This is a genomic window from Caballeronia sp. GAWG1-1 (genome assembly GCF_023631465.1).
GTDB lineage: Bacteria > Pseudomonadota > Gammaproteobacteria > Burkholderiales > Burkholderiaceae > Caballeronia.
The window spans coordinates 354,737-381,031 of sequence record NZ_JALQDB010000029.1 but is presented as its reverse complement, the minus strand read 5'-3'; the positions used below and the strand labels follow the sequence as shown (position 1 = coordinate 381,031).

28 protein-coding genes and 2 pseudogenes are annotated in these 26,295 nt (G+C 61.1%); 24 read left to right on the top strand and 6 right to left on the bottom strand.

Annotated features, from left to right (window positions below; translation table 11 throughout):
* Position 1 precedes the first annotated feature (1 nt).
* From gsiD to NCT03_RS19730, 12 genes are all read left to right on the top strand, one after another.
* Positions 2-901 (top strand): glutathione ABC transporter permease GsiD, encoded by a 900-nt coding sequence (gsiD, locus tag NCT03_RS19785; protein WP_250493576.1) that lies wholly within the window; start codon positions 2-4, stop codon positions 899-901.
* A complete protein-coding gene (locus NCT03_RS19780) occupies positions 898-1,908 on the top strand; it encodes a DmpA family aminopeptidase (protein ID WP_250493575.1) in 1,011 nt (336 codons plus the stop codon). The genes gsiD and NCT03_RS19780 overlap by 4 nt, the downstream gene beginning before the upstream one ends.
* A complete protein-coding gene (locus NCT03_RS19775; RefSeq protein WP_250493574.1) occupies positions 1,905-2,729 on the top strand; it encodes a M55 family metallopeptidase in 825 nt (274 codons plus the stop codon). The genes NCT03_RS19780 and NCT03_RS19775 overlap by 4 nt, the downstream gene beginning before the upstream one ends.
* Before the next feature lie 86 nt (positions 2,730-2,815).
* Positions 2,816-3,034, top strand: a complete 219-nt coding sequence (locus NCT03_RS19770; RefSeq protein WP_250493573.1) for a hypothetical protein — start codon at positions 2,816-2,818, stop codon at positions 3,032-3,034.
* Between the two features lie 46 nt (positions 3,035-3,080).
* On the top strand, positions 3,081-3,458 hold the full coding sequence (crcB, locus tag NCT03_RS19765) for a fluoride efflux transporter CrcB (RefSeq protein ID WP_244829370.1): 378 nt from the start codon (positions 3,081-3,083) through the stop codon (positions 3,456-3,458).
* Between the two features lie 129 nt (positions 3,459-3,587).
* Entirely contained in the window at positions 3,588-4,079 is a 492-nt protein-coding gene (locus NCT03_RS19760; protein ID WP_250493572.1) for a GNAT family N-acetyltransferase, read from the top strand.
* Between the two features lie 119 nt (positions 4,080-4,198).
* The gene (hutH, locus tag NCT03_RS19755) at positions 4,199-5,740 is read left to right on the top strand and encodes a histidine ammonia-lyase (protein WP_250493571.1); all 1,542 of its coding nucleotides are present in this window, start codon (positions 4,199-4,201) and stop codon (positions 5,738-5,740) included.
* Positions 5,737-6,432: a histidine utilization transcriptional repressor HutC gene (gene hutC, locus NCT03_RS19750; RefSeq protein WP_244829373.1), complete on the top strand. Its 696-nt coding sequence runs from the start codon at positions 5,737-5,739 to the stop codon at positions 6,430-6,432. Before hutH ends, hutC begins: the two co-directional genes overlap by 4 nt.
* Positions 6,433-6,434: 2 nt before the next feature.
* Positions 6,435-7,010 (top strand): HutD/Ves family protein, encoded by a 576-nt coding sequence (locus NCT03_RS19745; protein ID WP_250493570.1) that lies wholly within the window; start codon positions 6,435-6,437, stop codon positions 7,008-7,010.
* Between the two features lie 286 nt (positions 7,011-7,296).
* A complete protein-coding gene (gene hutG / locus NCT03_RS19740; RefSeq protein WP_250493569.1) occupies positions 7,297-8,100 on the top strand; it encodes an N-formylglutamate deformylase in 804 nt (267 codons plus the stop codon).
* A gap of 314 nt (positions 8,101-8,414) precedes the next feature.
* Positions 8,415-8,723, top strand: a complete 309-nt coding sequence (locus tag NCT03_RS19735; RefSeq protein WP_250493672.1) for a DUF4148 domain-containing protein — start codon at positions 8,415-8,417, stop codon at positions 8,721-8,723.
* A gap of 453 nt (positions 8,724-9,176) precedes the next feature.
* On the top strand, positions 9,177-10,502 hold the full coding sequence (locus tag NCT03_RS19730) for a DUF1996 domain-containing protein (protein WP_250493568.1): 1,326 nt from the start codon (positions 9,177-9,179) through the stop codon (positions 10,500-10,502).
* Between the two features lie 21 nt (positions 10,503-10,523).
* Here NCT03_RS19730 and NCT03_RS19725 read toward each other — a convergent pair whose 3' ends face one another.
* The gene (locus NCT03_RS19725; protein ID WP_250467350.1) at positions 10,524-11,219 is read right to left on the bottom strand and encodes a TetR/AcrR family transcriptional regulator; all 696 of its coding nucleotides are present in this window, start codon (positions 11,217-11,219) and stop codon (positions 10,524-10,526) included.
* Between the two features lie 352 nt (positions 11,220-11,571).
* On the opposite strand from NCT03_RS19725, the gene NCT03_RS19720 reads away from it, so the two are divergent.
* The 8 genes and pseudogenes from NCT03_RS19720 (at position 11,572) to NCT03_RS19685 (ending at position 20,108) form a co-directional block, all read left to right on the top strand.
* Positions 11,572-12,852, top strand: coding sequence for a Zn-dependent hydrolase (locus tag NCT03_RS19720; protein ID WP_250493567.1), 1,281 nt, complete (start codon positions 11,572-11,574; stop codon positions 12,850-12,852).
* Positions 12,853-12,945: 93 nt separating this feature from the next.
* Positions 12,946-14,268, top strand: coding sequence for an NAD(P)-dependent oxidoreductase (locus NCT03_RS19715; RefSeq protein WP_250493566.1), 1,323 nt, complete (start codon positions 12,946-12,948; stop codon positions 14,266-14,268).
* Positions 14,269-14,306: 38 nt separating this feature from the next.
* Positions 14,307-15,593 carry an NAD-dependent dihydropyrimidine dehydrogenase subunit PreA gene (preA, locus tag NCT03_RS19710; RefSeq protein ID WP_244829380.1) on the top strand — a complete coding sequence of 429 codons (1,287 nt, stop codon included), beginning with the start codon at positions 14,307-14,309 and terminating at the stop codon, positions 15,591-15,593.
* Between the two features lie 32 nt (positions 15,594-15,625).
* Positions 15,626-17,137, top strand: coding sequence for an NCS1 family nucleobase:cation symporter-1 (locus NCT03_RS19705; protein WP_250493565.1), 1,512 nt, complete (start codon positions 15,626-15,628; stop codon positions 17,135-17,137).
* A gap of 46 nt (positions 17,138-17,183) precedes the next feature.
* Entirely contained in the window at positions 17,184-18,662 is a 1,479-nt protein-coding gene (gene hydA, locus NCT03_RS19700) for a dihydropyrimidinase (protein ID WP_250493564.1), read from the top strand.
* A gap of 127 nt (positions 18,663-18,789) precedes the next feature.
* A complete protein-coding gene (locus NCT03_RS19695; protein WP_250493563.1) occupies positions 18,790-19,560 on the top strand; it encodes a CDP-diacylglycerol diphosphatase in 771 nt (256 codons plus the stop codon).
* A gap of 13 nt (positions 19,561-19,573) precedes the next feature.
* Positions 19,574-19,903 (top strand): annotated as a pseudogene (locus NCT03_RS33840) (BrnT family toxin); the annotation flags it as partial.
* Positions 19,904-19,925: 22 nt separating this feature from the next.
* Positions 19,926-20,108 (top strand): hypothetical protein, encoded by a 183-nt coding sequence (locus NCT03_RS19685; protein ID WP_244829747.1) that lies wholly within the window; start codon positions 19,926-19,928, stop codon positions 20,106-20,108.
* A 48-nt stretch (positions 20,109-20,156) separates the two neighbouring features.
* Here NCT03_RS19685 and NCT03_RS19680 read toward each other — a convergent pair whose 3' ends face one another.
* From NCT03_RS19680 to NCT03_RS19670, 3 genes are all read right to left on the bottom strand, one after another.
* A complete protein-coding gene (locus NCT03_RS19680) occupies positions 20,157-20,471 on the bottom strand; it encodes a hypothetical protein (protein ID WP_244829384.1) in 315 nt (104 codons plus the stop codon).
* 93 nt (positions 20,472-20,564) lie between these two features.
* On the bottom strand, positions 20,565-21,806 hold the full coding sequence (locus NCT03_RS19675; RefSeq protein ID WP_250493666.1) for an aspartate carbamoyltransferase: 1,242 nt from the start codon (positions 21,804-21,806) through the stop codon (positions 20,565-20,567).
* A gap of 72 nt (positions 21,807-21,878) precedes the next feature.
* Positions 21,879-22,298, bottom strand: coding sequence for a secondary thiamine-phosphate synthase enzyme YjbQ (locus NCT03_RS19670; protein WP_244829385.1), 420 nt, complete (start codon positions 22,296-22,298; stop codon positions 21,879-21,881).
* An 88-nt stretch (positions 22,299-22,386) separates the two neighbouring features.
* Between NCT03_RS19670 and NCT03_RS19665 the strand changes: the two genes are divergently transcribed.
* From NCT03_RS19665 to NCT03_RS19655, 3 genes and pseudogenes are all read left to right on the top strand, one after another.
* Positions 22,387-22,875 carry a BON domain-containing protein gene (locus tag NCT03_RS19665; protein ID WP_250493562.1) on the top strand — a complete coding sequence of 163 codons (489 nt, stop codon included), beginning with the start codon at positions 22,387-22,389 and terminating at the stop codon, positions 22,873-22,875.
* Positions 22,876-22,983: 108 nt separating this feature from the next.
* Positions 22,984-23,469, top strand: a pseudogene (locus NCT03_RS19660) (NfeD family protein); the annotation flags it as partial.
* A gap of 13 nt (positions 23,470-23,482) precedes the next feature.
* Complete coding sequence (locus NCT03_RS19655; RefSeq protein WP_244829387.1) at positions 23,483-24,256, top strand: slipin family protein; 774 nt, start codon at positions 23,483-23,485, stop codon at positions 24,254-24,256.
* On the opposite strand, the gene NCT03_RS19650 is transcribed toward NCT03_RS19655, so the two are convergent.
* Together NCT03_RS19650 and NCT03_RS19645 are read right to left on the bottom strand one after the other, a co-directional pair.
* A complete protein-coding gene (locus NCT03_RS19650) occupies positions 24,253-24,789 on the bottom strand; it encodes a carboxymuconolactone decarboxylase family protein (RefSeq protein WP_250493561.1) in 537 nt (178 codons plus the stop codon). The genes NCT03_RS19655 and NCT03_RS19650 overlap by 4 nt on opposite strands.
* 127 nt (positions 24,790-24,916) lie before the next feature.
* Positions 24,917-25,501, bottom strand: a complete 585-nt coding sequence (locus tag NCT03_RS19645; RefSeq protein ID WP_244829389.1) for a DNA-3-methyladenine glycosylase — start codon at positions 25,499-25,501, stop codon at positions 24,917-24,919.
* Between the two features lie 47 nt (positions 25,502-25,548).
* On the opposite strand from NCT03_RS19645, the gene NCT03_RS19640 reads away from it, so the two are divergent.
* The gene (locus NCT03_RS19640) at positions 25,549-25,986 is read left to right on the top strand and encodes a low affinity iron permease family protein (protein WP_250493560.1); all 438 of its coding nucleotides are present in this window, start codon (positions 25,549-25,551) and stop codon (positions 25,984-25,986) included.
* Positions 25,987-26,295: the final 309 nt, after the last annotated feature.

Sequence of the window (26,295 nt, the reverse complement as noted above, 5' to 3'; positions counted from 1 at the left end):
CATGAGTGTGACAGCCACAGAGGCGAAGGTCGCGGTCGCGCCGCAACAGGAGATCCGCACGCCGTGGACGGAGTTCTGGCGCAAGCTCAAGCGTCAGCCCGTGGCGCTCGCGGCGGCCGTGTTCGTCGTGCTTCTGATCCTGATCGCGGTGATCGCGCCGTATATCGCGCCTTACGACGCGGAAAATTATTTCGATTACGACGCGCTCAACGCGGGGCCTTCGGCAGCGCACTGGTTCGGTGTCGACTCGCTCGGCCGCGACATTTTGAGCCGCATTCTCGTCGGCAGCCGCATTTCGCTCTCGGCGGGCTTGCTGTCGGTCGTGATCGGCGCGGTGATCGGCACGTTCTTCGGGCTGCTCGCGGGCTACTACGAAGGCTGGTGGGACCGCATCGTCATGCGTATTTCGGACGTGCTGTTCGCGTTCCCCGGCATTCTGCTCGCCATCGGCGTGGTGGCCATTCTCGGTAACGGCATGATCAACGTGATCTGCGCGGTGGCTATCTTCAGCATTCCCGCGTTCGCGCGGCTCGTGCGCGGCAACACGCTCGCGCTCAAGCACCTGACGTATATCGAGGCGGCGCGCAGCATAGGCGCGTCGGACTGGACCATCATCATGCGGCACATTCTGCCGGGGACCATTTCCTCGGTCGTCGTGTATTTCACCATGCGTATCGGCACGTCGATCATCACGGCGGCGAGTCTCTCGTTTCTCGGCCTTGGCGCGCAGCCGCCGACGCCCGAGTGGGGTGCGATGCTAAACGAAGCCCGCGCCGACATGGCGATGGCACCGCATGTCGCCATCTTCCCGAGCCTCGCCATCTTTCTGACGGTGCTTGCGTTCAATTTGCTCGGCGACGGTCTGCGCGACGCGCTCGATCCCAAGCTCGACCGGCCGTGAAGCCGCCGCATATCGGCGTGCTCGACGCGGGCGCGCGCAACAGTATCGCGGACGTGACGGGCGTGAGCGTTGGCCATTACACCCTCGCCGATGGCGCGATTCAAACCGGCGTGACGGTGGTGCGCGCGCATGACGGCGATGCGTATCGCAACAAGACGCCAGCAGCGGCATGCGTCATCAACGGCTTCGGCAAGAGCGTTGGGCTCGTGCAGATCGATGAACTCGGCGTGATCGAAACGCCTGTCGCGCTCACCAACACCTTCGCGGCCGGCACGGTGGCGAACGCGCAGATCCGCGCGGCGCTCGAAGGCAATCCGCGCATTGGCCGCGACTGGCCGAGCGTCAATCCGCTAGTGCTCGAATGCAACGACGGCTTTCTGAACGACATGCAGGCGTTCGCCGTCGAAGAAGCGCATTACCGGCATGCGCTCGCTTCGTGTTCGCCGGACTTCGCGCGCGGCGCCGTGGGCGCGGGACGCGGCATGTCGTGCTTCGACTTGAAGGGCGGGATTGGCACGGCCTCGCGTGTCGTCGATATCGGCGATGAACGCTACACCACGGGCGCGCTCGTGCTCGCCAACTTCGGACGCTTGCCGCAACTCACGATTGCCGGCGATGCCATTGGACGCACGCTGCAAGCGCAGGCGCCACAACGCGAGCAAGGTTCGATCATCATGCTGATCGCCACCGATGCACCGCTCGATGCGCGGCAGCTTCGCCGTCTCGCCATGCGCGCCGCAGCCGGGCTCGCGCGCACCGGTTCGGTCTTCGGTCATGGTAGCGGCGACATTGCGCTGGCGTTTTCGACGGCGTACACCGTGCCTCACGACGCCGAGTTCATCGACTTGCCGCGCTTGCTGCCGGACGCGCGTCTCGACCCGCTCTTTCAATGCGTGGCGGACGCCACCGAACAGGCCATTCTCGACGCGCTCTTCAGCGCCGAAAGCGTCACGGGCCGCGACGGGCATCGTCGCGAGTCGCTCAACGAAGTGTGGAAAAGCCAATGAAAGTGTTGATTTCGGTGGATATCGAAGGCGTCGCGGGCGTGTTTCATCCGGAGCAAACGCGCGCGGGCAACGGCGAATACGAGCAGGCGCGCCGCTTCATGACGAACGAAGCGAACGCCGCCGTGCTCGGTGCATTCGATGGCGGCGCGACCGAAGTCTGGGTCAACGATTCTCACGGCGGCTTTCGTAATCTATTGCCGAACGCGTTCGATCCGCGCGCGCGTCTCGTGCTCGGCAAGCCGCGCACGCTCGGCATGATGGCGGGACTGGAGGCATCGCCGGAACTGGTGTTCATGGTCGGCTATCACGCGCGGGCGCAGAGTCGCGGAATTCTCGCGCATACCATCAACAGCGCTGCATTTGCGCGCGTGATGCTCGACGGAGAAGAGGTTGGCGAGGCCGCGCTCTATGGGCAGCTTGCCGAGGCGCGCGGCGCACGCGTCGCGCTCATCACGGGCGACGACGTGTTCGGCGCGGAGACCTTGCCCGTGTTCCCGGACGCGAACTTCGTTTGCGTGAAGACGGCGCACGGCTATTCGAGCGGCGTTACGGATACGCCAGAAGCCGCGTGCGCATCGATCAGGCGCGCGGCGAAGGAGACTGTCGAGGCCTCGCGTCATTCAAGCTCACGCGCACACCATGCACCGGACTCACGCCGTTGCGAACTGCGCACGCAAAGCCCCGCTTACGCCGATCTCTTCTGTCAGTGGCCGACGCTCGAACGGCTCGATGCCGTCACGCTCGCCTTCGATGCGCCCGGCATCGAACAGGTCGTACGCACACTCAATTGCCTTTCGGCAATGTCCTTCATGTTACGGTGAACGGAGGAACTATCGTTAGAATGGAGGTCTTGGCTGATCGGTCATCGGCACGGTACTTTCTTCAACGATTTTTTGCAGGCGCTTTCATGCACGACGTGAAGCTCGAACACAACGACGATGTGACGCTCGATCCCGCCGCTCCGCAACTCGTCATGCGCGGCTCGCTGTTCATCGACGGCCACGAAGCCGGTTGCTGGGAAGAGCGGCGCGATGGCGCATGGGCGGCGCGGCTGCGGCACACCGAACAGTGGATCGTCGAGACGAGCCGCGCGGCGCTAATCGAGCGGCTTGCCACTGACGCCTGAGCGCATCCCGAGTGCGGACAACCTTTCAATCACATCGATTTTATTTATGTATTTGTCGATCATCGCGGTGGGAATCGGCGGCGGGCTGGGATCGCTGCTTCGTTGGGCGCTCGGTTTGCGCCTCAATGGAATCTTTCCAAACCTGCCGCTCGGCACCTTTGCATCGAATGTGATTGCCGGATACATCATCGGCGTGGCGGTCGCGACCTTTGCGCGCTTGCCGGACATCTCCGTTGAATGGCGTCTCTTCGTCACGACCGGTCTGATGGGCGGCTTGTCCACGTTCTCCACGTTCTCGGCCGAAGTGGTCGCGCATCTTCAGCAAGGGCGGCCAGGCTGGGCGCTCGCGGAGATCGCGCTGCACGTCGGCGCGTCGCTCGCAATGACCGCGCTCGGTATTGCGACGGTGGCCTGGGTCAGCTGATCCACGCACGTTGCCGCAGCGCCGCGTTCCGCATGAACTCCTACTTTTTTCCCGCGTGTCTTCACGCTCTTTCGCCGCTGCTTCGCGCACGCGGCTTGTTTCTTTTGACTGCAATACGAAGGTGATGAGATGGTCGAGTTCGAGTTCGAGTCCCAGTTCCCGAGAGTTGACATCAGACCGTACCAGGCGAGTGACCTCGACGGCGTGATCGATCTGTTCGTGCGCGCCGTCCGTGAAAGCGCGTCCGAGTACTACAGCCCGGCACAAATCGATGCCTGGGCGCAAACCGACCGCGAGGAGTGGCATGCCGCCCGCCTCAGCCGGCCAACCTGGGTGGCATTCACGGACGACGAGCTCGCCGGTTTCGCCGATGTCCACGAAAACGGGCTCATCGACATGATGTTCGTCGAGCCGAGGCATCAGCGCAAAGGCGTGGCCACCGCGCTGCTCGCGTCCATCGAGGAGCATGCCGAGAAAAACGGCATGCGCGTGCTGCACACGTATGCGAGCTTGGGCTCGCAGCCGTTCTTCGAGTATTGCGGCTTCACCATGCTGCTTGCGCGGGCTGTCGAGGTGCGGGGGCAGCGCTTTGCGCAACTCGTGATGGAGAAAGTGCTGTAGCTGTATAGACAAGTCAAGCGCTATGTTCGGGATTGCCTCGGTGTAATCCCGGATAGCCCCTTGTTTCGTCCTTTCTGCCCGTTTAGACTTGTGCCTAACTTGTATAGACAGGAAGAAACATGATTACGCTCACGCCTGGCAAGCTCACGCTGCCGCAATTGCGCCGCATCGCGCGCGGATCGGATTCGCTGAATCTCGATCCCGCGAGCTTCGCCGCCATCGACGCGAGCGCGCGCGCCGTCGCCGCGATCGCCGCCAAGGGTGATCCGGCCTACGGCATCAATACGGGCTTTGGGCGGCTCGCCAACACTCACATCCCCGCCGATCAGCTAGAACTTCTACAGCGCAACCTGGTGCTGTCGCACGCGGTCGGCGTCGGCGAACCGATGTCGCGACCGGTCGTGCGTCTTTTGATGGCCCTCAAGCTGTCGAGTCTCGGGCGCGGCCATTCGGGCATTCGCCGCGAAGTGATCGACGCCCTCGTCACGCTTTTCAATGCCGATGTATTGCCCGTCATCCCCGTGAAAGGCTCGGTCGGCGCGTCGGGCGATCTCGCGCCGCTCGCGCATATGTCGACGGTGCTGCTCGGTATCGGCGAAGTCATGGTGCGCGGCGAACGCGCAAGCGCGCTCGATGGCCTCAAGCTCGCCGGGCTCGAACCGCTCACGCTGCAGGCGAAGGAAGGGCTCGCGCTGTTGAACGGCACGCAGGCATCGGCGGCGCTCGCGCTTTACAACCTCTTTGCCATCGAGGACCTGTTCCGCACCGGCCTCGTTGCGGGCGCGCTGTCCGTCGACGCGGCCGCGGGCTCCGTCGTGCCGTTCGATGCACGTATCCATGAGTTGCGCGGACATCGCGGGCAGATCGATTCGGCGGCGGCGTATCGCACGTTGCTGGCGGGCTCGGGCATCAACCTGTCGCACGCCGATTGCGAGAAGGTTCAGGACCCATACAGCCTGCGCTGTCAGCCGCAAGTGATGGGCGCGTGTCTGGATCAGATGCGTCATGCGGCCGACGTGCTCTTGATCGAATCGAATGCGGTTTCCGACAATCCGCTGATTTTCCCGGACACGGGCGAAGTGCTCTCAGGCGGCAACTTTCACGCGGAACCCGTTGCCTTCGCCGCCGATAACCTCGCACTCGCCGCCGCCGAAATCGGCGCGCTGGCCGAGCGCCGCATCGCGCTTCTGATCGACTCGACGCTTTCCGGCTTGCCGCCGTTTCTCGTACGCGATGGCGGCGTGAACTCCGGCTTCATGATCGCGCATGTGACGGCGGCGGCGCTCGCGTCCGAGAACAAGACGCTCGCGCATCCTGCTTCCGTCGATTCCTTGCCGACCTCGGCGAATCAGGAAGATCACGTGTCCATGGCGACCTTTGCCGCGCGCAAGCTCGGCGATATCGCGAGCAACACGGCCAATATTCTCGCCATCGAACTGCTTGCGGCAGCGCAAGGCGTCGATCTGCGCGCGCCGCATCGCACGAGCGCGCCGCTTATCGACGTGATGCAGACCATCCGCGCGCAAGTCGCGCATTACGACCTCGATCATTACTTCGCGCCCGATATCGCCGCCATTGCGACGCTCGTGCAGGCGGGCGAGATTGCAAAGCACAGTCCGTTTTCCTTTGCCTCGGAACAGAGCGCGGATCGAAGCGCATGAGCACGCCCGCGTATCAGGAGATCAAGGACTACATCCTCGAGCGCATTCACGGCGGCGAATGGAAGGAGGGCGATCAGGTGCCCTCCGAGAACGAGCTCGCGCGCGAGTTCAAAGTGGCGCGCATGACGGTGAATCGCGCGGTGCGTGAACTGACGGCCGAACAGGTGCTCACGCGTGTGCAGGGCGCGGGCACGTTCGTGGCGCAGCCGAAATACGCTTCGACACTGGTCGAGATTCGCAGTATCTCCGATGAAATCGTCGCGCGCGGGCATGCGTATCGCGCGGCGGTGCTGCATCTGGGTGCCTCTATCGTCGATGAAGCGCTAGCCGCCGAAATGCAGCTTGCGCTCGGTAGTCCCGTGTTTCATTCGCGCGTGCTGCACTTCGAGAACGACGAGCCCGTGCAACTCGAAGAGCGCTACGTGAACCCGGCCATTGCGCCGGAGTACGCGCGTCAGGACTTCACGAAGATCACGCCGAATCAATATCTGATGGTGGCCGCGCCCTTGCAGCGGGTCGAATATCGGATCGAGGCGTCGTTGCCATCGCCGGAGATTCGCCATGCGCTCGCGATGAAAGATCACGAGCCGTGTCTGCTGCTGCATCGGCGAACGTGGTCGCGCGACACGGTGGCGTCGGTCGCGAATCTGTGGCATCCCGGCGACCGCTATCAGTTCACCGGCCACTTTTGATCATGGCAACCGTTCTGCGCGCATCATCGCTCGCAGCCGTGCCGTGGAAGAACGGCGGCGGCATTACGCGCGAACTCGCGGCGGGACCGGAAGGCGCGTCGATCGATACGTTCGCGTGGCGGCTTTCCATCGCGGATGTGTCGGCGGATGGCGCGTTTTCGAGCTTCGCGGGCGTGGATCGCGTGCTGATCCTGCTCGATGGCGCGGGCATGATGCTCGCCGAACCCGACTATGTACATACGTTGAACGAGCCGCTCGCGATGGCGCGCTTTGCCGGCGAAACGCCCATCCACGCGGCGCTCGTGCAAGGTCCGACGCGCGACTTCAACGTGATGACGCGTCGCGGTCGCGCGCATGCTTCGGTGACGAGCCGCTTCGAGTCGCATGAATGGACGCCGGACCACGACGTCACGTTTCTGCATTGCGCGCGCGGCATGTTGCACGTCATGCTGGCCCATGGAGAACGCATCGCGCTCGCAGCGGGCGATAGCTTGCGTATCGAAAGCGCGGACGGACGCGTCGGGTGCGAAGCGTCGCAAGATGCGTCGTGGTTGCAGATAGGCATCCATACGCCGTGAACGCGTGGATCGCGCCAGATGCCCGATGGCTGGCAACGCAACATAATGCTCGAATGGATGGAAGACGGCCAACGCGTGCGGCATCGCGCCAACTGTCTTTTCGATGCTGCGCTCGACGGAGGAACGCGGCTCCAAAAGCTGGCTTTCCGATACGGTTTTCTGCGAGCATGGTGGATCGCCGAAACGCGACGTCTTCGTCGGCGGATGCAAGATCATCGACGCAAGTTGTCAGGCGGACGAAGACGCACTGCGTTCATTCATCGACTAATAAAACGCGAGGCATCACATGGACGATTGTGCGATCTACACGCTCGAGCGCGGCACGGCGCCGTTGCTCATCTCGATCCCGCACCGCGGCACGCGTATACCCGACGGGCTCGCGCAAGAAATGACGCTGGTCGCGCGGAAAGTGGATGACTGCGACTGGCATCTCGACCGGCTTTATGACTTTGCGCGCGAGATGGGCGCGTCGATTCTGCTGCCGCAATTCGCGCGCTATGTCATCGATTTGAATCGTCCGCCCGATGACGCCAATCTTTATCCGGGCCGCGATACGACTGGCCTCTGTCCCGTCGATACGTTCGAGAAAGAGCCGCTTTATCTCGAAGGTCATGAGCCTTCACGCGAACAGATCGAGGCGCGCCGCGCGCTCTACTGGCAGCCTTATCACGATGCGCTCGCTTCCGAACTTGCCGCCTTGCGCGAGGAACATGGGCACGCGTTGCTGTGGGAGGCGCACTCCATTCGCTCAGTCGTGCCGCGCTTCTTCAATGGCCGGCTCACGGATTTCAACTTCGGCACGGCGGATGGAGCATCGGCGGCGCCTGAACTGGCCGAGCGGCTCGCGCAGGTCGTGGAGTCGGACGGACGTTACACAACGGTGGCTAACGGGCGCTTCAAGGGCGGTTACATAACGCGTCGCTACGGTCAGCCGGCCAACGGGATCCACGCGGTGCAACTGGAGCTCACGCAGGCCACTTACATGAACGAGGCACCGCCTTATTCCTACGATGAGGCGCGCGCGAGCGACGTTCAGCCCTTGTTGCGGGAGTTGGTCGCCGCGGCGTTGGAGCATGTGAAAGCGCCCTGATTTTAGCTGGCGTCAGGATGACCATTGTCTGACGCCGCTGTAATGATGTTTTCGGCGACACTGGTTGTACTGCCATCAATCTGGCGCGGAAGTATTAATATAAACAATGACTTAAAGGCTGTCGAACTGCGGAGGCCATGCAGTTGCGCGTCCGCTATTGTTGCGACTTCGACAAATATGTTTCCTGCAAATCGGGGTTTCCCCTAAGTCGCGTCCCTCCTACACTGTTTTCAAGCGAAACGAAATCAGAAACTGTTTAAAAGCTTCCGGCTTCGTCTTCGATTTCAAAACAAAATTCCAGGAGGTTCATCATGATCAAGTCTTTCGTTCCGGCTCTCGTTATTGCTTCGGCTCTGGCCGCTCCGACTTTCGCCTTTGCACAAAGCAACGGCCCTGTGACCCGCGCCGAAGTTCGCGCCGAGCTGGTCCAGTTGGAAAAGGCTGGCTATAACCCGTCGACGGACCACGCGTTCTACCCGCAAAACATTCAGGCAGCCGAAGCGCGTGTGGATGCACAGCAAGGTACGTCGTCGTACGGCGCATCGACTGCGGGTTCGTCGCAAGCGGGCGTACGTCCGTCAGCGTCGATGTCGGATCGTAACTCGGTCTACTTCGGTCATTAATAGATCGAATAACGGCAATTTGCAGTGGTGGTGGCAGTAGCAGTGGCAGTTGAAGGTGAGGTAGATGGCAGAAAGCGTAGTAACTTGCGAGAAGTGTAGTAGAGCAGTTCTGCAGTAAGCAGCACCAGGAACGCCGACCGCGATTTTTGCGGCCGGCGTTTTTTATTTCGACGCGTTGTTTAATGCGGCGATCGCTCGATTTAACCGGCGCGAAAAAAGAAACGCAGATCGGTTTTGTTCACTTTCGAAATGAGTCGGCTTATGTGCACGAGTTAAATATCGCGCGTACTTGCAAAGGAGCGTCAATAAAATAATAAACGAGGCTCTCTCGATGTCCCGGTATCCTAGAATTCATGTGGCAGAACGACGGCCAATAAATTCAACGGTCGATATTCAACGTGAATCGATGCTTGCGGCGAGCATTTCACTTTATCGAGAGAGCTGAGAATAGTCATGAAAAAAGCCACGTCCTTGCTGCGACTTCTATTGCTAATCCTCCTAGCAGCTACGACAACCGGCGTTTATGCCGGTCAGTTCAGCGTACAGTGCGCGTATTCTCACACGAAGCCCGACGATTCCATTGTTCGTTACGGATTACCCGGACTCGCCATGCAGCACGATTTTTTCGGTAACCGATCGACCGATGCCTTTAGCGACCTCGCAAAGCTGAATGTGAATAAAGCCACGACGTGTAACATTACGGCCGATGCGTCCGCTTATTGGGTGCCGCAATTGAAGCGCGCCGCCGGAATAGTGGTCCCCGACTTCCAGAAGACCTACTACCAAAAGAACACCGAGCTCCCGGTCGTTACCGCCATCCCACAAGGTCTGGAGATGCTCGCCGGCGACCACCACGGAACCGCGGCAAATCCGGCTATTGCATATTTTTGCCAGAATGTAGGCTACATGGCGAATCCGCCGACGAGTTGTCCCGTTGTGAACGGCAACGCGCAGTTTGACATCGTGATCTATTTTCCGGACTGTTGGGACGGCGAGCACATTAAACCGGATTTCTCCTCGGGCGTTCAGAACATGGCTTACCACAATAACAAAGATGGTTCATGTCCCGAAGCGTATCCGATCAAGATTCAGCAACTGCAATTAAACTTGCAATACACGCTTGGCAATAACGGCGATCTGAACGGCGCGCAGTTGTCGATGGACCCGATCATGGTGAACGGCGTGCTGACGCCGCAATGGGGCAGTTTATATACCGCTCACGCCGACTTTATCAATGCATGGAAGCCGGATAGCCTTCAATACGCAACCGACAATTGTTCCAATAATGGAAACACCGCGTGCAGCAGCGATATTCCGACCTACTATGTAAAGTCCAGTTCGGATACGTGGCTTGACTCCGGCGGCACTCCGCACAATGCAGACGAGAAACTGCGCGTAGGTCCGGGCGACATTATTTTCATGAAGTTTCCGACGCCTGTAATCACGGACTATACCTATCAAACCGCGTTCATACAGACTCAGGGCGGCGACGTCACCGACTCCACGGCGGTCTACTTGTACCTATTCGCCGCCGCAACCAATTGGGACGATCAAAACAAGCCACCTACCGGAAGTGCCTGCACGCCGCAGTCCGTTGGCGCTATCTATCTCGACAACGTTAATAAACTCCGGATAAATTCCATCGACGCATACGTCAAGCAGCAAATTGCCGCGAAGGCGCCTGAAATTGCGATCTGCATTAAAAACAACACGAGTAAGGTCGTCGAATTCAACTCGCGCGAAGTGAAAAACGGCGTGCCTGCACTGTTTTTGAAATAACGCTGGCCGCCACCTAGGCGGCTATCGGATTTCGTTGCCCGGCGAACGCGCGCCACACGCGCGAAGCACCAGCCGCACGACTTCCTCGGTCTCCTCGTCGAACGCCTTTCGAGTCAGCGCGCGCTTGCCCTTCAGCGCGCGAATTTGCGCGTCGAAATCGGCGTAATGCTGAGTGATCGCCCATATCAGAAACATGAAGGTCTGCGGTTCGACAGGCGCAAGTAGTCCACGCGCGATCCATCCTTCGATTACCGTGACGCGCGTATCGAGCCACGGTTTTACGCGTTCGTTCAACACGTCTTGCATGTGATGCGCGCCGTGAATGATCTCGCTTGCCCAGACTTTCGATCCGAGCGGCCGGCGCCGCGACAACTCCATCTTTGCGCGCACATAGCCGCCGATTGCTTCGGCAGGATCGTCGCTGCATTCGAACGTATCCGCCGCGCGATGCCAGTCTTCGAAGAGGTCTTCGAGCACGCGTCGATAGAGCGCGAGCTTGGTCGGGAAGTAGTAATGCAGATTGGCTTTTGGCAGGCCGGCGCGCTCGGCGATCATCGCGGTGCTCGCGCCTTCGAGGCCTTTCTCGGCGAAAACGGCTTCGGCGCAAGCCAAAAGGTGAGCCTCGTTGGTCTCGCGAATTTGTGCCTTGCGCCGCCGCAAAGGCGGAACGGCGTTACTGCTTTCTTCGATGCCGGGCGACGCTTCGTCGTGTCTCATTGTTCCTTCCGTAGGCCTCGTGTGCCGCATCGTGCCTGATTTGCGGCGTTCGTGCATGCCGCGCTGTTCTCAATTCTGCATGCCTCAGCAAGTTCGACCAAGTGATGCTGCAGCGCAATGGCACGCTTCTAGCTCTGTTCGCTTCAACACGAAAGACGTTGATTTGCTTATTTTAATCGGCTACAACCTGTCCAGTCGGACAGGATTTGAAGCGAAACCGAATGGCTCGAATGCAGCATCGATCGTACAAGTAAAAGCATGCACCGCGCGCGTGCAAGTCTGCACCCGCCGCGCGCCGGATGCACGAAAAGCAGTCCCCGACATACGAAGTTCATCGTAAGGAGCGAGGCGCATGAACGCGGTTACGGATGCAATGAGAGAGGCTGGTCTCGACACGTCCATCAAGGTCAACGGTCAACGTCTGTGGGACAGCCTGATGTCGATGGCGAAGATCGGCGCAACGCCCAAAGGCGGTGTCTGCCGGCTCGCGCTGACCGATCTGGACAAGGAAGGGCGCGATCTCATCGTGAGTTGGGCGAAAGAAGCGGGCTGCACGGTGAGCGTCGACCAGATGGGCAACGTGTTCATGCGCCGCGCGGGCCGTCATACCGACGCGCTGCCCGTCATGACGGGCTCTCACGCCGATTCGCAGCCGACAGGCGGCCGCTTCGACGGCATCTACGGCGTGCTCGGCGGCCTCGAAGTAATCCGCACGCTCAACGATCACGCGATCGAGACGGAGCATCCCGTCGAGGTCGTCATCTGGACCAACGAAGAAGGCTCCCGCTTCGCGCCGGCGATGGTCGCATCGGGCGTATTCGCAGGCGTGTTCTCGCTCGATTACGGGTTGTCGCGCAAGGACGTCGATGGCAAGACCATCGGCGAAGAACTCGAACGTATTGGTTATGCAGGCGATGTTCCGTGCGGCGGCCGCAAGCTGCACGCGGCGTTCGAATTGCATATCGAGCAGGGCCCGATTCTCGAAGCCGAGGACAAGACAATCGGCGTCGTCACCGATGCGCAGGGCCAGCGCTGGTACGAGATCACACTGACGGGTCAGGAAGCGCATGCGGGCCCGACGCCCATGCCGCGCCGCAAAGACGCGTTGCTCGGCGCATCGCGCGTGGTGGATCTCGTCAACCGCATCGGACTGGATCACGCGCCGCTCGCCTGCGCCACGGTCGGCATGATGCAGGTCTATCCGAACTCGCGCAACGTGATTCCGGGCCGCGTGTTCTTCACCGTGGACTTCCGTCATCCCGACGACGCCGTGCTCGCGAAAATGGACGCCGCACTGCGCGAAGGCGTCGAGCGCATTGCGGGCGGCATCGGCCTTTCGACCGAACTCGAGCAGATCTTCTACTACGAACCCGTCAAGTTCGATGCCGCGTGCGTCGACTCCGTACGCGCGGCAGCCAAACGCTTCGGCTATTCGCATCGCGACATGGTGTCGGGCGCGGGCCACGACGCGTGCTACCTCTCGCAAGTCGCGCCGACATCGATGGTATTCGTTCCTTGCGTCGACGGCATCAGCCATAACGAAGTAGAAGACGCCTCGCAGGAATGGATCGAAGCGGGCGCGAACGTGCTTTTGCACGCCATGCTCGAGCGCGCGTCGGAACCCGTCTCTTAACGGCTATTCGTCGATGTTTTCCAAAGCACCGTTCGCGTCGTCCCGCGCGAACGGCGGGAATCGCTACGTCCTCATATCGAAGAAGGAACGCGTATGACCATGAAGATTGCGGGCCACAGGCTCACGCAGGAACAACTCGCATGCGAGTTTTCGGATGTCGCGCCCTTGCTCGATGCGACTGCCGCCGCCGCCGCGGCAAGCCGCTGTCATTACTGTTATGACGCGCCATGCGTACAGGCTTGTCCGACGCAGATCGATATTCCGAGCTTCATCCGCAAGATCAGTCACGGCAATCTCAAAGGCGCGGCCGTCGATATTCTCTCGGCCAATCCGCTCGGCGGCATGTGCTCGCGGGTGTGTCCGACCGAGATACTGTGCGAAGGTAGTTGCGTACGCAACCATCCGGGTGACGAGCCGGTGCGAATCGGTGCGCTGCAGCGCCATGCAACCGATTCGGCGATGGCGCGCGCCGAACCCTTATTCAAGCGCGCGCCGGAAACGGGACGACGAATCGCGATCGTCGGTGCGGGACCGGCAGGACTTGCGTGTGCGTATCGGCTCGCGCTGGCCGGCCATCAGGCGATCATTTTCGATGCGCGCGCCAAACCCGGCGGTCTCAACGAATACGGCATCGCGGCGTACAAGACGGTGGAAGACTTCGCGCAACGCGAGATCGAATGGCTGCATTCGATCGGCGGTATCGAAATCAAAACGGGCGTGACGCTCGGCCGCGATGTGACGCTCGACGAACTGCGCAAGCAATACGACGCGGTGTTCATCGGCTTCGGTCTGGCGGGTGTGCGTGAGCTGGCGCTGGAAGGCGAGTCGCTCGAAGGCGTGATGAACGCGGTGGATTTCATCGAGCAAGTGCGTCAGGCCGATGACCTCGCGAGTGTGCCGGTCGGGCGGCGTGTGGTGGTGATCGGCGGCGGCAATACGGCTGTCGATGCCGCCGTGCAAAGCCGCAAGCTCGGCGCGACCTCGGTGACCATGGCGTACCGGCGCGGCGTCGAGAACATGGGCGCGACCTGGGCGGAACAGGAGTTCGCGCAGAACAACAACGTGACCATCGTGACGCATGCGAACCCCGTGCGTCTGATCGGCGCGGACGGACACGTCACGGGCGTGGAGTTCGACCGCGCGGGCGAGCGCTTGATCATCGAAGCGGACATGGTGCTGAAGGCCATCGGGCAGACGCTCGTGCCGGTGGGTATCGACCGGGAATTGTTGAGTCTCGATGGCGGGCGCATCGTCACCGACGAGAACCGTCAGACGACGCTCGCCAAAGTCTGGGCCGGCGGCGACTGCGCCACCCACGAAGGACTCGATCTCACCGTGCAGGCCGTGCAGGACGGCAAGCTCGCGGCGGCGTCCATTGGCGCGTCTTTCGAACTCACGGCGATCAAGGCCGCATAAAAACCCCGCAACGCATTCGATACGGAGCCGCTAAAAACATGGCCGATCTTCGCTGCACTATCGCTGGCATTACATCGCCGAATCCGTTCTGGCTTGCATCGGCGCCGCCGACCGACAAAGCGTATAACGTCAACCGCGCGTTCGAAGCGGGCTGGGGCGGCGTCGTATGGAAGACGCTCGGACTCGACCCGCATGTGGTCAACGTCAGTTCGCGTTATGGCGCCGTGCAATGGAACGGGCAACGCATGGCGGGGCTGAACAACATCGAGCTGATCACCGACCGCCCGCTCGACATCAACCTGAAAGAGATCGCGCAAGTGAAGCGCGACTGGCCGGACCGCGCGCTGATCGTCTCGCTGATGGTGCCGTGCAACGAGAAAGACTGGAAGTGGATTCTCACGCAGGTGGAAGACACCGGCGCGGATGCGGTCGAACTCAACTTCGGCTGTCCGCATGGCATGAGCGAGCGCGGCATGGGCGCGGCGGTCGGGCAAGTGCCGGAGTATGTCGAGATGGTCACGCGCTGGGTGAAGGAAGGCACGCAATTGCCGTGTCTCGTGAAGCTCACGCCGAATATCAGCGACATTCGCATGGGGTCGCGCGCGGCGTTCAAGGGCGGCGCGGATGGCGTGTCGCTCATCAACACCATCAATTCGATCGTCTCCGTCGACCTCGACCAGATGGCGCCGATGCCCACCGTCGATGGCAAAGGCACGCACGGCGGCTACTGCGGCCCGGCCGTGAAGCCGATTGCGCTCAACATGGTCGCCGAGATCGCGCGCGACCCCGAAACGCCCGATTTGCCCATCTCGGGCATCGGCGGAATCTCCACCTGGCGCGACGCCGCCGAATTCATGGTCCTCGGCGCGGGCAGCGTGCAGGTGTGTACAGCGGCGATGCACTACGGGTTTCGCATTGTCTCCGATCTTGCTGACGGCCTCTCGAACTGGATGGACGAAAAAGGCTACGCCACACTCGACGACATTCGCGGGCGCGCGGTGCAGAACGTGACGGACTGGAAGTACCTCAATCTCAAGTACGACATCAAGGCGCGCATCGATCAGGACAAGTGCATCAAGTGCGGGCTGTGCCATATTGCGTGCGAGGACACGTCGCATCAGGCCATTCTCAAGGAGAAGGACGGCAAGCGTCACTTCGAAGTCGTCGATGCCGAGTGCGTCGGCTGCAATCTGTGCATGCACGTATGTCCGGTCGAGCAATGCATCACGATGGAACGCGTCGATGCCGGCGAGTACGCGAACTGGACCACGCATCCGAACAATCCGGCGCGTGTCGATGCGGAAGAAGCCGCCAAAGCCGCCTGAACTCATTGCAACGATCAACAGGAGTTCGTCCGATGAAGCAGACAGCACAATCTGTCGATCCGAATTTCGCGGCCAACTTGCAGGCGAGCAGCCTGTATAACGACGACCTCGCGCCAACGGGTCCCGCGCAGCGCACGTGGAAGTGGTATCACTTCGCGGCGCTGTGGGTCGGCATGGTGATGAACATCGCGTCCTACATGCTCGCGGCGGGGCTCACCGAGCAGGGCATGTCGCCGTGGCAGGCGGTGGTGACGGTGTTGCTCGGCAACTTGATCGTGCTCGTGCCGATGCTCCTGATAGGTCACGCGGGGGCGAAGCACGGCATTCCTTACGCGGTGCTGGTGCGCTCGTCGTTCGGCACGCAGGGCGCGAAGTTACCGGCGCTGTTGCGGGCCGTCGTCGCGTGCGGCTGGTATGGCATTCAGACGTGGCTTGGCGGCAGCGCGATCTACACGCTGCTCAACATTCTCACGGGCAACGCGTTGCACGGCGCGGCGCTGCCGCTTCTCGACATCTCTGCCGGACAGCTTGCGTGCTTCCTCGTGTTCTGGGCGCTGCAGATTTACTTCATCGTGCATGGTACCGATTCGATCCGCTGGCTCGAAAGCTGGTCCGCGCCGATCAAGGTGCTGATGTGCATCGCGCTCGTCTGGTGGGCGACGAGCAAGGCGGGCGGCATCGGCAACATGTTGTCGGCGCCGTCGCAGTTCGTCGCGGGTGGCAAGAAGGAAGGACTCTTCTGGGCGACGTTCTGGCCGGGTCTCACCGCGATGGTCGGCTTCTGGGCGACGCTCGCGCTGAACATTCCCGACTTCACGCGCTTCGCCCGCTCGCAGCGCGATCAGGTGATCGGGCAGTCCATCGGTCTGCCTGCGCCGATGGCCTTGTTGTCCGTGATTTCGGTGGTGGTGACATCGGCGACCGTCGTGATCTACGGCAAGGCGATCTGGGACCCGATCGACCTGACGAGCCGCATGACGGGCATCGGCGTTGGCGTTGCGCTCGTCATCCTCACGCTCGACACCATGTGCTGCAATCTCGCGGCCAATCTCGTCGGTCCGGCTTACGATTTTTCGAGCCTCTGGCCAAAGGGCATTTCGTATCGCGCGGGCGGCATGATCACGGCGACGATCGCCATCGTCATGATGCCGTGGAAAATTCTCGCCACCACGCAGGGTTATATCTTTACCTGGCTCGTCGGTTACTCGGCGTTGCTCGGGCCCGTCGCGGGCATTTTGATGGTCGATTACTTCCTGATTCGCGGCACCCGGCTCGATCACCGCGAACTTTTCGATGAACACGGCGAATATTCGTATAGCGGCGGCTGGAATATCGCGGCGGTCGTGGCGCTGCTCGTCGGCGTGCTGCCCAATTTGCCGGGCTTCCTGCATACGGCGTTCCCCGCGTCGTTCCCTAACGTGCCGGCGTTCTTCAACATGCTTTATACGTATGCCTGGTTCGTCGGGCTCGTGCTGGCCGCGCTCGTGTATGGTTCGTGGATGAAGCTGCGTGGCAGCCCGCAGGCCGGGGTTCTGAGCGCATGAGCGTCCGAAGGAATTTTCGAAGCCCAAGATTCGCAAGGAGAAGACAATGCCAACCCTGATTCGCGGCGGCACCATCATCGATCCGGAACGCAGCTATCGCGCAGATGTCTTGTGCGCCGACGCCGCGTCCGGCGGCACGATCCTGGCGATCGGGCCGGATCTCGAAGTACCGGCGGGCACGAAGATCGTCGACGCGGGCGGACAGTACGTGATGCCCGGCGGGATCGATCCGCACACGCACATGGAACTGCCTTTCATGGGCACGACCGCCAGCGACGACTTCTATACGGGCACGGCGGCGGGCTTGTCGGGCGGCACGACGAGCATCATCGATTTCGTGATTCCGAGCCCGAAGCAACCGCTCATGGCAGCGTTCAAGGAGTGGCGCGGCTGGGCCGAGAAGGCATCGGCGGATTATGGCTTTCACGTCGCGGTGACGTGGTGGGACGAATCGGTGCATCGCGACATGGGCCTGCTCGTGCATGAGCACGGCGTCTCCAGCTTCAAGCATTTCATGGCCTACAAGAACGCGATCATGGCCGATGACGAAGTGCTCGTGAACAGCTTCACGCGCTCGCTCGAACTCGGCGCGCTGCCGACCGTGCATGCGGAAAACGGCGAGCTCGTGTTCCAGTTGCAGAAGCAACTGCTTGCGAAGGGCTTCACGGGACCGGAGGCGCATCCGCTTTCGCGGCCGCCTGAAGTGGAGGGCGAGGCGGCCAATCGCGCGATTCGCATCGCGCAGGTGCTCGGCGTGCCTATCTACATCGTGCATGTATCGGCGAAAGATGCCGTCGATGTCATCGCGCGTGCTCGCAACGATGGCCTGCGTGTGTTCGGCGAAGTGCTGCCGGGGCATCTCGTGATCGACGAATCGGTGTATCGCGATCCCGACTGGACGCGTGCCGCCGCGCACGTGATGAGCCCGCCGTTTCGCACGAGCGAGCATCGCGAGGCGCTGTGGCGCGGGCTGCAGTCCGGGCAGCTTCACACGACGGCGACGGATCATTGCGTGTTCTGTGCATCGCAAAAGGCCATGGGGCGAGAGGACTTCACGAAGATTCCAAACGGCTGCGGCGGCGTGGAAGACCGGATGTCGGTGTTGTGGCATCACGGCGTGAACATGGGGCGTCTCACGCCGAACGAGTTCGTGCGCGTGACATCGACCAACGCGGCGCAGATCTTCAATCTGTATCCGAGGAAGGGCGCGGTGCAGGTGGGTTCGGATGCGGACCTCGTCGTGTGGGACCCGGCGGCGACGCGGACCATCTCCGTGAAGACGCATCATCAGAAGGTGGACTTCAATGTGTTCGAGGGCATGACGGTGCAAGGCGTGGCCACGCATACGCTCACGCGCGGCGAACTCGCCTGGACCGATGGCGATTTGCGCGCGGTACGCGGCGCGGGTCAATACCTGAAGCGTCCGCCAAATTCGTCGTACTTCGAGGCGGCGCGCGTGCAGAACAAGCTGAAGGAGCAGCATCCGGTGGAGCGCGCGGGGGATAAGGCGATGAAGGCCGCCTGAGTGGTTCGAACCGGCCTCGTGTGGCTCGACGCTGCACGGGGCTTGGTCACATCCGAAGCATGATCACACGCTTACAAGCATAATCCGGCACGCTGTCCTCTTATCCAGCGCTGCCCGAATCATGCCGATGCGAAACCTCCACAAGCTTTGCCTTCTCGCCGTCACGACGGCCTTCTGCACGACGCTTTCCACTGCGCGCGCGGCGCATCCGAACGCGCTGTGGGAAATCGTCCACGACTATTGCGAGCCCGCCGCCGAGGGCGCGCCGGTCAAGCAGAAATGCGCCGACGTAAACCTCGCGGGCGGCTACGCGGTGTTGAAGGATATCGTGGGCGTCGCGCAATATCTGTTGATTCCGACGGAGCGTGTGAGCGGCATCGAAAGTCCCTTGATACTGGAGCCGCAAACGCCGAATTACTGGCGCGACGCATGGCAAGCGCGCCGTTATGTCGATGACAAACTTCGCCGCTCCTTGCCACGCGATCAAGTGTCGCTTGCAATCAACTCGGCAAGCGGGCGCACGCAGAACCAGTTGCATATTCATATCGACTGCCTCGCGTCCGACGTCGCGCAGACGCTGCGCGAAGTCGGGCCGGGCATCGGCCGCGAATGGGCGCCGTTGCCGGTGCGCTTGCGCGGGCATCGGTACGACGCCATGCGGATCGACGACGCGGATCTTACGCATACCGATCCTTTTGCGCTGCTCGCGCCTTACGCGGCGCGTCGCGGACAAACGATGGGCGACCAGACGCTACTGCTGGCCGGCGCATGGTTGCCCGATGGCAAGCCCGGATTCTTTCTTCTCAACGATCATGTGCAACCGGGTGACTGGGCTTCGTCGGAAGAACTGCAGGATCACACGTGCGCGTTAGCCGATCGGTCTATAGAGAAACCGTGACGAAAGAGCAAGAATGACGGCAGGCTGTTTCATTCGGATCACGAAGAAAAATTTTGTGACGCCGCTTGAACGCCTCTTGTCAAACTTCTTTCATGTAGTCACGATAATGCACATCGACATCTTGTTCGATCCGCAGAAGGACGCGGCGAACGTCAATCGTCATGGCATGTCGCTGGAACGTACGCGGGAAATCGCGTGGCGAGAGGTGATGTGTCACGCAGACGCTCGTCGCGACTACGGCGAGGTACGCGAGGTCGGCTTCGTGCCGATAGAAGGGAAAGTACATTGCGTGGTGTTCACGCAGCGAGGCGGCGCATTGCGAATCATCAGCTTGCGTCGCGCCAATAACCGGGAGAATGAGAGATATGAGCGAAGCATCGTACAGGTTTTACCGCAATACGCCGGAAGAGGAGGCGGAGATCGAACGGGGCATTCAGATGGACCCCGACACCTTCGTCCCTTCAGACGAGTGGTTCGCACAGATGAAACCGTGGGCGGATCGTCTGCCGAGTGAGTCACCCGCCGAGCAGATTGCGCCGCCGCGTTGACGTCCTGCGTGTGCGACTGACTTCCCCAGTCAGTCGCGCGGCAACGGGTCAATGCGCTTCACGGCTTATCACGCGATGCGCGAACACTCGCGGACCGACGCCTTCGACCCGCGCTTCCGGCATGACCCGTCGCAAAGTGCGTAATGTGAACGCAAGGTCTTCGCTCGCTACATCGAATTCGAGCCTTAGCGCGCATCCTTCGCGCTGCGCCTGACTGACATATACGCCGAGAGGCGAGTGAAACAACTGGCGGATGCGCTCGCAAGATGCATCGTCGTTCGCCATGCGGGCGCGCGCCATGATCCGCAACCGCTGACAAGCGCCGCCGTGATGGCCGGCAAACTGCGCAAGTGTCATATCCATGATCGGGCTCCATCGCGTCTTTTCTTGATATAAGCATACGCGGGGCCTTGTCAACGCCGTATCAGGAAACAAATGCGGCGCGTAAAAATCTCATCAATCGAAGCCCTGAAAAACCGCGTCGTCCGGGCCGATGGAAGCCGGCGATTTCCACGTCGCGTCGCGCATGGAATGCCGCACCTGATGCTCCACGCCCAGCAGAACGGCAAAGATCGCCATGCGGACTGCAATGCCGTTGTCGGTTTGCCGGAAGATGGCAAGACGCGGATCGTGATTCAGGTCGGTGGCGAGATCGTTCGCGCCGGGACGGCTGTCGCGCGGCAGCGGATGCATGATGAGCGTGTCGCGTCCGCAGGCTTCGTTCACGAGCGCCTGGTTGATCTGGAAGTCCGGCGTATAGCCTTCGATGGACTCGTCCGCGAAACGCTCTTTCTGAATGCGCGTGGCATAGACGACATCCGCGCCCGCAAGACCCGCGCGCAGATCGCTCGTCTGTTCGATGACATGATCGCCTCGCGCGATTCGCTCGATGATATGCGCCGGCATTTCCAGCGAACCCGGCGAAATCAGCGTGAACTTGAGGCCCTTGTAAAGTGAGAGCAGCTTGGCAAGCGAATGGACGGTGCGGCCATATTTGAGGTCGCCGACCATCGCGATATGCGCGCCATCGACTATCTTCCCGAGCCGCGAAAACTCGCGCTGGATCGTATAGAGGTCGAGCAGCGCCTGGCTCGGATGCTCGCCGGGGCCGTCGCCAGCGTTGATCACGGGAATGTTGGTCGCACGCGCGAACTCCGCGACGGAGCCTTGCTCGGGATGCCGCACGACGATAGCGTCCGCATAGCCGCTGATCACGCGGCTCGTGTCGTAGATGGATTCGCCCTTCGCCATCGACGAGAACGTGAAGCCGGTCGTGTCGACCACCGAGCCACCGAGCCGACAGAACGCCGAGCCGAAACTCACACGGGTACGTGTGCTCGCCTCGAAGAACAGGTTCGCCAGCACCGCGCCCTCCAGCACGCGCGTGATTTTGCGGCGCCGCGCGATGGGCTGCATCATGTCCGCTGTGCGAAAGAGCGCTTCGGCCGATTCACGCGAGAACTGATCGATGGAGACGAGCTGCGAGCGGCCTTCGTATGCAATCGACGGATATACGCTTTGCGTAGATGTTCCACCCTCGGGCATGCCGTCCAGAATCTCGCCGACATAGCGCGCGGCGATCTCCGGCATGGCGCGCGATTCCGGCGACTCGTCCGGCAAAAGCCATGTGTCCAGCGCACGCCGCGAAACGCCGATGCGGGCCGCGAAGGCATCGCGGGTCATGTTCAGACGCCGCATGGCGTCGCGAAGCACGGTCTGTTGCTGGCTCACGGTCGTCGCTCCTTGAATGTACGCGGAGCGTATATTAGGTCACTCGCCGATCAGATGCAACACCAGTTCGCGATCATGCGATGCCGTGCGGTGCTCGAATACGTATATGCCTTGCCACGTGCCGAGCACCATGCGGCCCGCTTCGACCGGAATCGAGAGCTGGACGGTGGTGAGCGCGGTGCGCAGATGCGCGGGCATGTCGTCGGGACCTTCGGCGTCGTGGACATAGCGGCCCGGCGCTTCGGGGGCGACGGTTTCGAAATAGCGTTCGAGGTCCGTGCGCACGTCGGGATCAGCGTTCTCCTGAATCAAAAGCGACGCGGACGTGTGTCTGCAGAAGATGGTCAGCAAGCCGGTGCGGATATCCTGATGATCGACCCAGCGGTCGATGGCGCGCGTGACTTCGTGCAAACCGCGCGAGCCGGTTGCAACCGTCAGATGTTGAAGTGCCTGTTTCATGTCGGTCCCGTTCGAAAAGATGCGAAAGATGCGGGAAGATGCTTCTGTCAGTCTACCGGCTATGCTTTTGGCAAGGGAGCAAAGAGCGATGACATCGAAAGTCCCGCCCGGATGGCGCTATCTGACCGCGTTGGCGTGCCTGCTGCCCGTCACGCTTGCGGCACTCGCCGACGACGCACGCGTCAATCGCGGTGACGACCCGTTCATGCAAGTATCGAAAGCAATCGCGAATTGCCCGACCCCGCGCGGTCCCGTCGAAACTGAACAGGAATGGCTCGACGAAGCGCATTACCGCATCGAGCGCGGCAATAGCTGCTGGATCGCGGGACGCTGCCGCCTCTCTAACAGCTACGCGTACGACCGGGAAATCGCCGAGAGCACGACGCGCCGCCTCAACGCGCTCAACGCGTCGCTGCAGTGGCGCGAGCACACCAGCCTGTGGCTCACGATCCAGCGCCGCTTCATCTATCTCGACGGCTGCGTCACGCGCGATTTCGACAAAGCGCGCTTCGTATCGGAATTAGGCGAGACCGCCGATGTCGAAAAGATCATCGACCGGACGACAACGCAGCCCTGAGCGCGCAATTCGCGCGTAAGCTGAAAGCAGCATCGTCCCCGGCGGTCGTCGCCCATGAAAACCCATCTTTCCGAGTGGCTCAGTCATATGTCGCTGATGGCCACGTTCTTGCCACTCGACTTCGCCGGTCTGGGTCTCGTCGTGCTGGGGCTCGGCTTACTCGTCGCGGAAATGTTCCTGCCGACCTTCGGCGCGCTCGGCATCGGCGGAATCATTGTGTTTTCGACCGGCGCGCTCATGCTCGTCAATAGCGGAGTGCCTGCCTTCGGCATGCCCTTGAGCCTCTTGACGGGGTTCGCTATCGTGGCCGCGCTCTTCGTGTTCGGCGTGTCGAGCGTCGCCTTGAAGGCGCGCAAGCGGCCCGTGGTGAGCGGCAGCGAAGCGATGCCAGGCAGTATCGGCGTGATGCTCGATGCAACCGGCGCCGCGCCCGCAAGTGGCTGGGCGCGTGTGCACGGTGAACGCTGGCGCGTGCAGACGGCTTCATCGCGAGAACTTCCAGGCGAGGGCGCGCTCGTGCGTGTGCTGTCGCGGCACGGACTGACGCTCATGATCGAAGCGCTGGAGCGCGACCGGCAATCGCATCAACACTAACGAGGCATTAAAAATGGGGCTTACTTTTGGGTTTGGCGGCATTGTCATTGCGCTCGTCATCATTCTCGTGCTTTCGTCGGTGCGGATTTTTCGCGAGTACGAACGCGGCGTCGTGTTCACGCTCGGCCGCTTCTGGAAAGTGAAGGGGCCGGGGCTCGTGCTGATCATTCCGGCGGTGCAGCAAGTAGTGCGGATGGACCTGCGCACCGTCGTCTTCGACGTGCCGCCGCAGGATGTCATCACGCGCGACAACATCTCGGTGAAGGTGAATGCGGTGGTGTACTTTCGCGTCGTCGACCCGGAGAAAGCGGTGATTCAGGTCGCGCGTTTTCTGGAAGCCACGAGTCAGCTCGCGCAGACCACCTTGCGCGCGATACTCGGCAAGCATGAACTCGACGATCTGCTTTCGGAACGCGAGCGCCTGAACAGCGACATTCAGCGCGTGCTCGATGCCCAGACCGATGCCTGGGGCATCAAGGTATCGAATGTCGAGATCAAGGACGTGGATATCGCCGAGACGATGATCCGCGCCATCGCGCGCCAGGCCGAAGCCGAGCGCGAGCGCCGCGCGAAGATCATTCATGCGGAAGGGGAGTTGCAGGCATCCGAGAAACTTCTGCAAGCGGCTCAGATGCTGGCGCAGGCGCCGCAAGCCATGCAACTGCGCTACTTGCAGACGTTGACGACGATCGCCAGCGACAAGAGCACCACAATCGTCTTCCCCATACCGATCGATATCGTGAGCGCGGTGCTCGACAAGATCGGCAAGGGTGGCCGCGAGAGTTAAACCAGCGCGGGGAAGTCCAGCGTGGTGTCGTTCACGCGATTGAAGAGATTCGTGAAGTTGATGACGCTCGCGGCGAAGAGCGCGTCGATCACTTGCGCGTCGCTGTAACCTGCCGCGCGCACGGCATCGAGCACTTCGGCTTTCACCGTGCCGCGTGAACCGGTGGCTTCGCGCACGAAGCGCACGAGCGCATCGCGTTTATCGTTGCCGGTGGCGGTACCCGCGCGAATCTGCTTCGTTTCTTCCTGCGTGAGACCGGCCAGCTTGCCGACGAACGTGTGCGCGGCTTCACAATAATCACAACCTGCCTGTCCGCTAACGGCGAGCTTCACGGCTTCGATATCGGCTTTGCTCAAACTGCTTTTAGCGAGCGTCGCGTCATTGGCGAGCGATGCCGCGAGCGCGCCGGGACTATGCGTGCCGACGGTTGCATACGCATTGGGTACGCGGCCTGCGGCCTTCTTGATCTTGGCGAAGAGTTCGGCGGTGTCACCCGTGGCTTCGTTCACATCGACTTTGGAAATGCGGGACATGGTGTGCTCCTTTTGGTTGATTGCCATGTGTCGTGGCATGGATGCACTGTATGTCTTTGCCGGAATCGCGTGAATGCTCTCCAGGCTCGGAAAGATGCTCGCGCGTCTCAATCGAGTGGATGATGTTTCAAGAAGAGGATGGAAAGGGTTTGCTCACGAACCTCGACCCGGCGAGGCCGAAGCGCCAGGGCACGTCCATTGCCTTGGAAATGCCGATGCGCGGCCCGCTCACGATATCGACTGCATCGTCCGGTGCTTCGACGCAGAACGGCGCTTCGAGCAGCGACATGCCGTTCTGCTTATGCGTGATGCCCAGGGCTTGCGCTAGGCGGCCCGGACCGGAACAAAGCAGCTTGATGGGTTCGAGCCCGCGTCGTTCGCGCATGAGATCGAGTCCGACAAGCGGCTCGATGGCGCGAATCAGCACGCCGGCGCCATGACCTTCTTCGCGGCAAACGAAGTTCAGACACCAGTGGATGCCATAGGATCGATAGACATAAGCATGAGCGGACGGTCCGAACATGACCGCATTGCGCGGCGTGAGACCCGAGAAAGTATGCGAAGCGGGATCTTCGCGGTCGTATGCTTCGGTTTCGACGATACGTCCACCGACGCCATCGAAAGTGACGATGGCGCCGATCAGCCGCCGCGCCACGATGTCCGACGCGGCATTGAAGTCGATAGCAGAATGGAGTGTGGGCTTGGCTTTCACAGAAGGTATTCTAACCGCGCACAAGATAACGACGGAGCGATGCTCACATGAAGTCTTCCTGGTTCCTCAAGTTCTCGAATGGTCTCTCGCGCGTGGCGGGACATGCGTCGACGTTCATCATTGCGGTCGTGCTGGTGATCGTGTGGGCCGTCTCCGGTCCGATCTTTCACTTCAGCGACACATGGCAGCTTGTCATCAACACGTCGACGACCATCGTCACGTTTCTCATGGTGTTCCTCATTCAGAACACCCAGAACCGCGATACGGCCGCCATGCAGATCAAGCTCGATGAATTGATCCGTGCAGTGGACAACGCGCATAACGCTTTACTCGACCTCGAAGAACTCGACGAGAAAGACCTGGCCATTTTTCGTAAGCGCTATGCAAAACTGGCGAAGGAAGCGCGTGACGACTTGCGCTCGGCGAGCAAGGATATCGACATGCCGATTTTCCCGAACGATGCTAGACGCAAGGAAAAGAAATAGTGGGATATTGCGCCCGATGACAGTCGCGCTCAAGGTTAAACAAAAAGTTTGCAGAACGTGCTAAAGCGCGTGACAAGCAGGTATTAATGGTTGTAGCATTAACCTTACAGCGCGATATCCGGTTTTAGCGATGCTTAAATAATAAGCGGCATCGGTCGCGGCGGCGGCCTCGAACGTCGTCGAAGCCCCGGCATGCAAAGGCGGAGCCCGAACGCCTCGCAAACGTTTTCTGAAAAAAATGCAAAGCCACGAAGAGTCGCGCTCGCTGTCAAGACACGCTTTAAACACGCTAAAAGAAAAATTTCTCTC

Bases quoted from the DNA above. Each gene is read 5' to 3' on its own strand.
- gsiD (WP_250493576.1), top strand. From the start codon at position 2: ATGAGTGTGACAGCCACAGAGGCGAAGGTCGCGGTCGCGCCGCAACAG.
- NCT03_RS19775 (WP_250493574.1), top strand. From the start codon at position 1,905: ATGAAAGTGTTGATTTCGGTGGATATCGAAGGCGTCGCGGGCGTGTTT.
- NCT03_RS19770 (WP_250493573.1), top strand. From the start codon at position 2,816: ATGCACGACGTGAAGCTCGAACACAACGACGATGTGACGCTCGATCCC.
- crcB (WP_244829370.1), top strand. From the start codon at position 3,081: ATGTATTTGTCGATCATCGCGGTGGGAATCGGCGGCGGGCTGGGATCG.
- NCT03_RS19760 (WP_250493572.1), top strand. From the start codon at position 3,588: ATGGTCGAGTTCGAGTTCGAGTCCCAGTTCCCGAGAGTTGACATCAGA.
- hutH (WP_250493571.1), top strand. From the start codon at position 4,199: ATGATTACGCTCACGCCTGGCAAGCTCACGCTGCCGCAATTGCGCCGC.
- hutC (WP_244829373.1), top strand. From the start codon at position 5,737: ATGAGCACGCCCGCGTATCAGGAGATCAAGGACTACATCCTCGAGCGC.
- NCT03_RS19745 (WP_250493570.1), top strand. From the start codon at position 6,435: ATGGCAACCGTTCTGCGCGCATCATCGCTCGCAGCCGTGCCGTGGAAG.
- hutG (WP_250493569.1), top strand. From the start codon at position 7,297: ATGGACGATTGTGCGATCTACACGCTCGAGCGCGGCACGGCGCCGTTG.
- NCT03_RS19730 (WP_250493568.1), top strand. From the start codon at position 9,177: ATGAAAAAAGCCACGTCCTTGCTGCGACTTCTATTGCTAATCCTCCTA.
- NCT03_RS19725 (WP_250467350.1), bottom strand. From the start codon at position 11,219: ATGAGACACGACGAAGCGTCGCCCGGCATCGAAGAAAGCAGTAACGCC.
- NCT03_RS19720 (WP_250493567.1), top strand. From the start codon at position 11,572: ATGAACGCGGTTACGGATGCAATGAGAGAGGCTGGTCTCGACACGTCC.
- NCT03_RS19715 (WP_250493566.1), top strand. From the start codon at position 12,946: ATGACCATGAAGATTGCGGGCCACAGGCTCACGCAGGAACAACTCGCA.
- preA (WP_244829380.1), top strand. From the start codon at position 14,307: ATGGCCGATCTTCGCTGCACTATCGCTGGCATTACATCGCCGAATCCG.
- NCT03_RS19705 (WP_250493565.1), top strand. From the start codon at position 15,626: ATGAAGCAGACAGCACAATCTGTCGATCCGAATTTCGCGGCCAACTTG.
- hydA (WP_250493564.1), top strand. From the start codon at position 17,184: ATGCCAACCCTGATTCGCGGCGGCACCATCATCGATCCGGAACGCAGC.
- NCT03_RS19695 (WP_250493563.1), top strand. From the start codon at position 18,790: ATGCGAAACCTCCACAAGCTTTGCCTTCTCGCCGTCACGACGGCCTTC.
- NCT03_RS19685 (WP_244829747.1), top strand. From the start codon at position 19,926: ATGAGCGAAGCATCGTACAGGTTTTACCGCAATACGCCGGAAGAGGAG.
- NCT03_RS19680 (WP_244829384.1), bottom strand. From the start codon at position 20,471: ATGGATATGACACTTGCGCAGTTTGCCGGCCATCACGGCGGCGCTTGT.
- NCT03_RS19675 (WP_250493666.1), bottom strand. From the start codon at position 21,806: ATGCGGCGTCTGAACATGACCCGCGATGCCTTCGCGGCCCGCATCGGC.
- NCT03_RS19670 (WP_244829385.1), bottom strand. From the start codon at position 22,298: ATGAAACAGGCACTTCAACATCTGACGGTTGCAACCGGCTCGCGCGGT.
- NCT03_RS19665 (WP_250493562.1), top strand. From the start codon at position 22,387: ATGACATCGAAAGTCCCGCCCGGATGGCGCTATCTGACCGCGTTGGCG.
- NCT03_RS19655 (WP_244829387.1), top strand. From the start codon at position 23,483: ATGGGGCTTACTTTTGGGTTTGGCGGCATTGTCATTGCGCTCGTCATC.
- NCT03_RS19650 (WP_250493561.1), bottom strand. From the start codon at position 24,789: ATGTCCCGCATTTCCAAAGTCGATGTGAACGAAGCCACGGGTGACACC.
- NCT03_RS19640 (WP_250493560.1), top strand. From the start codon at position 25,549: ATGAAGTCTTCCTGGTTCCTCAAGTTCTCGAATGGTCTCTCGCGCGTG.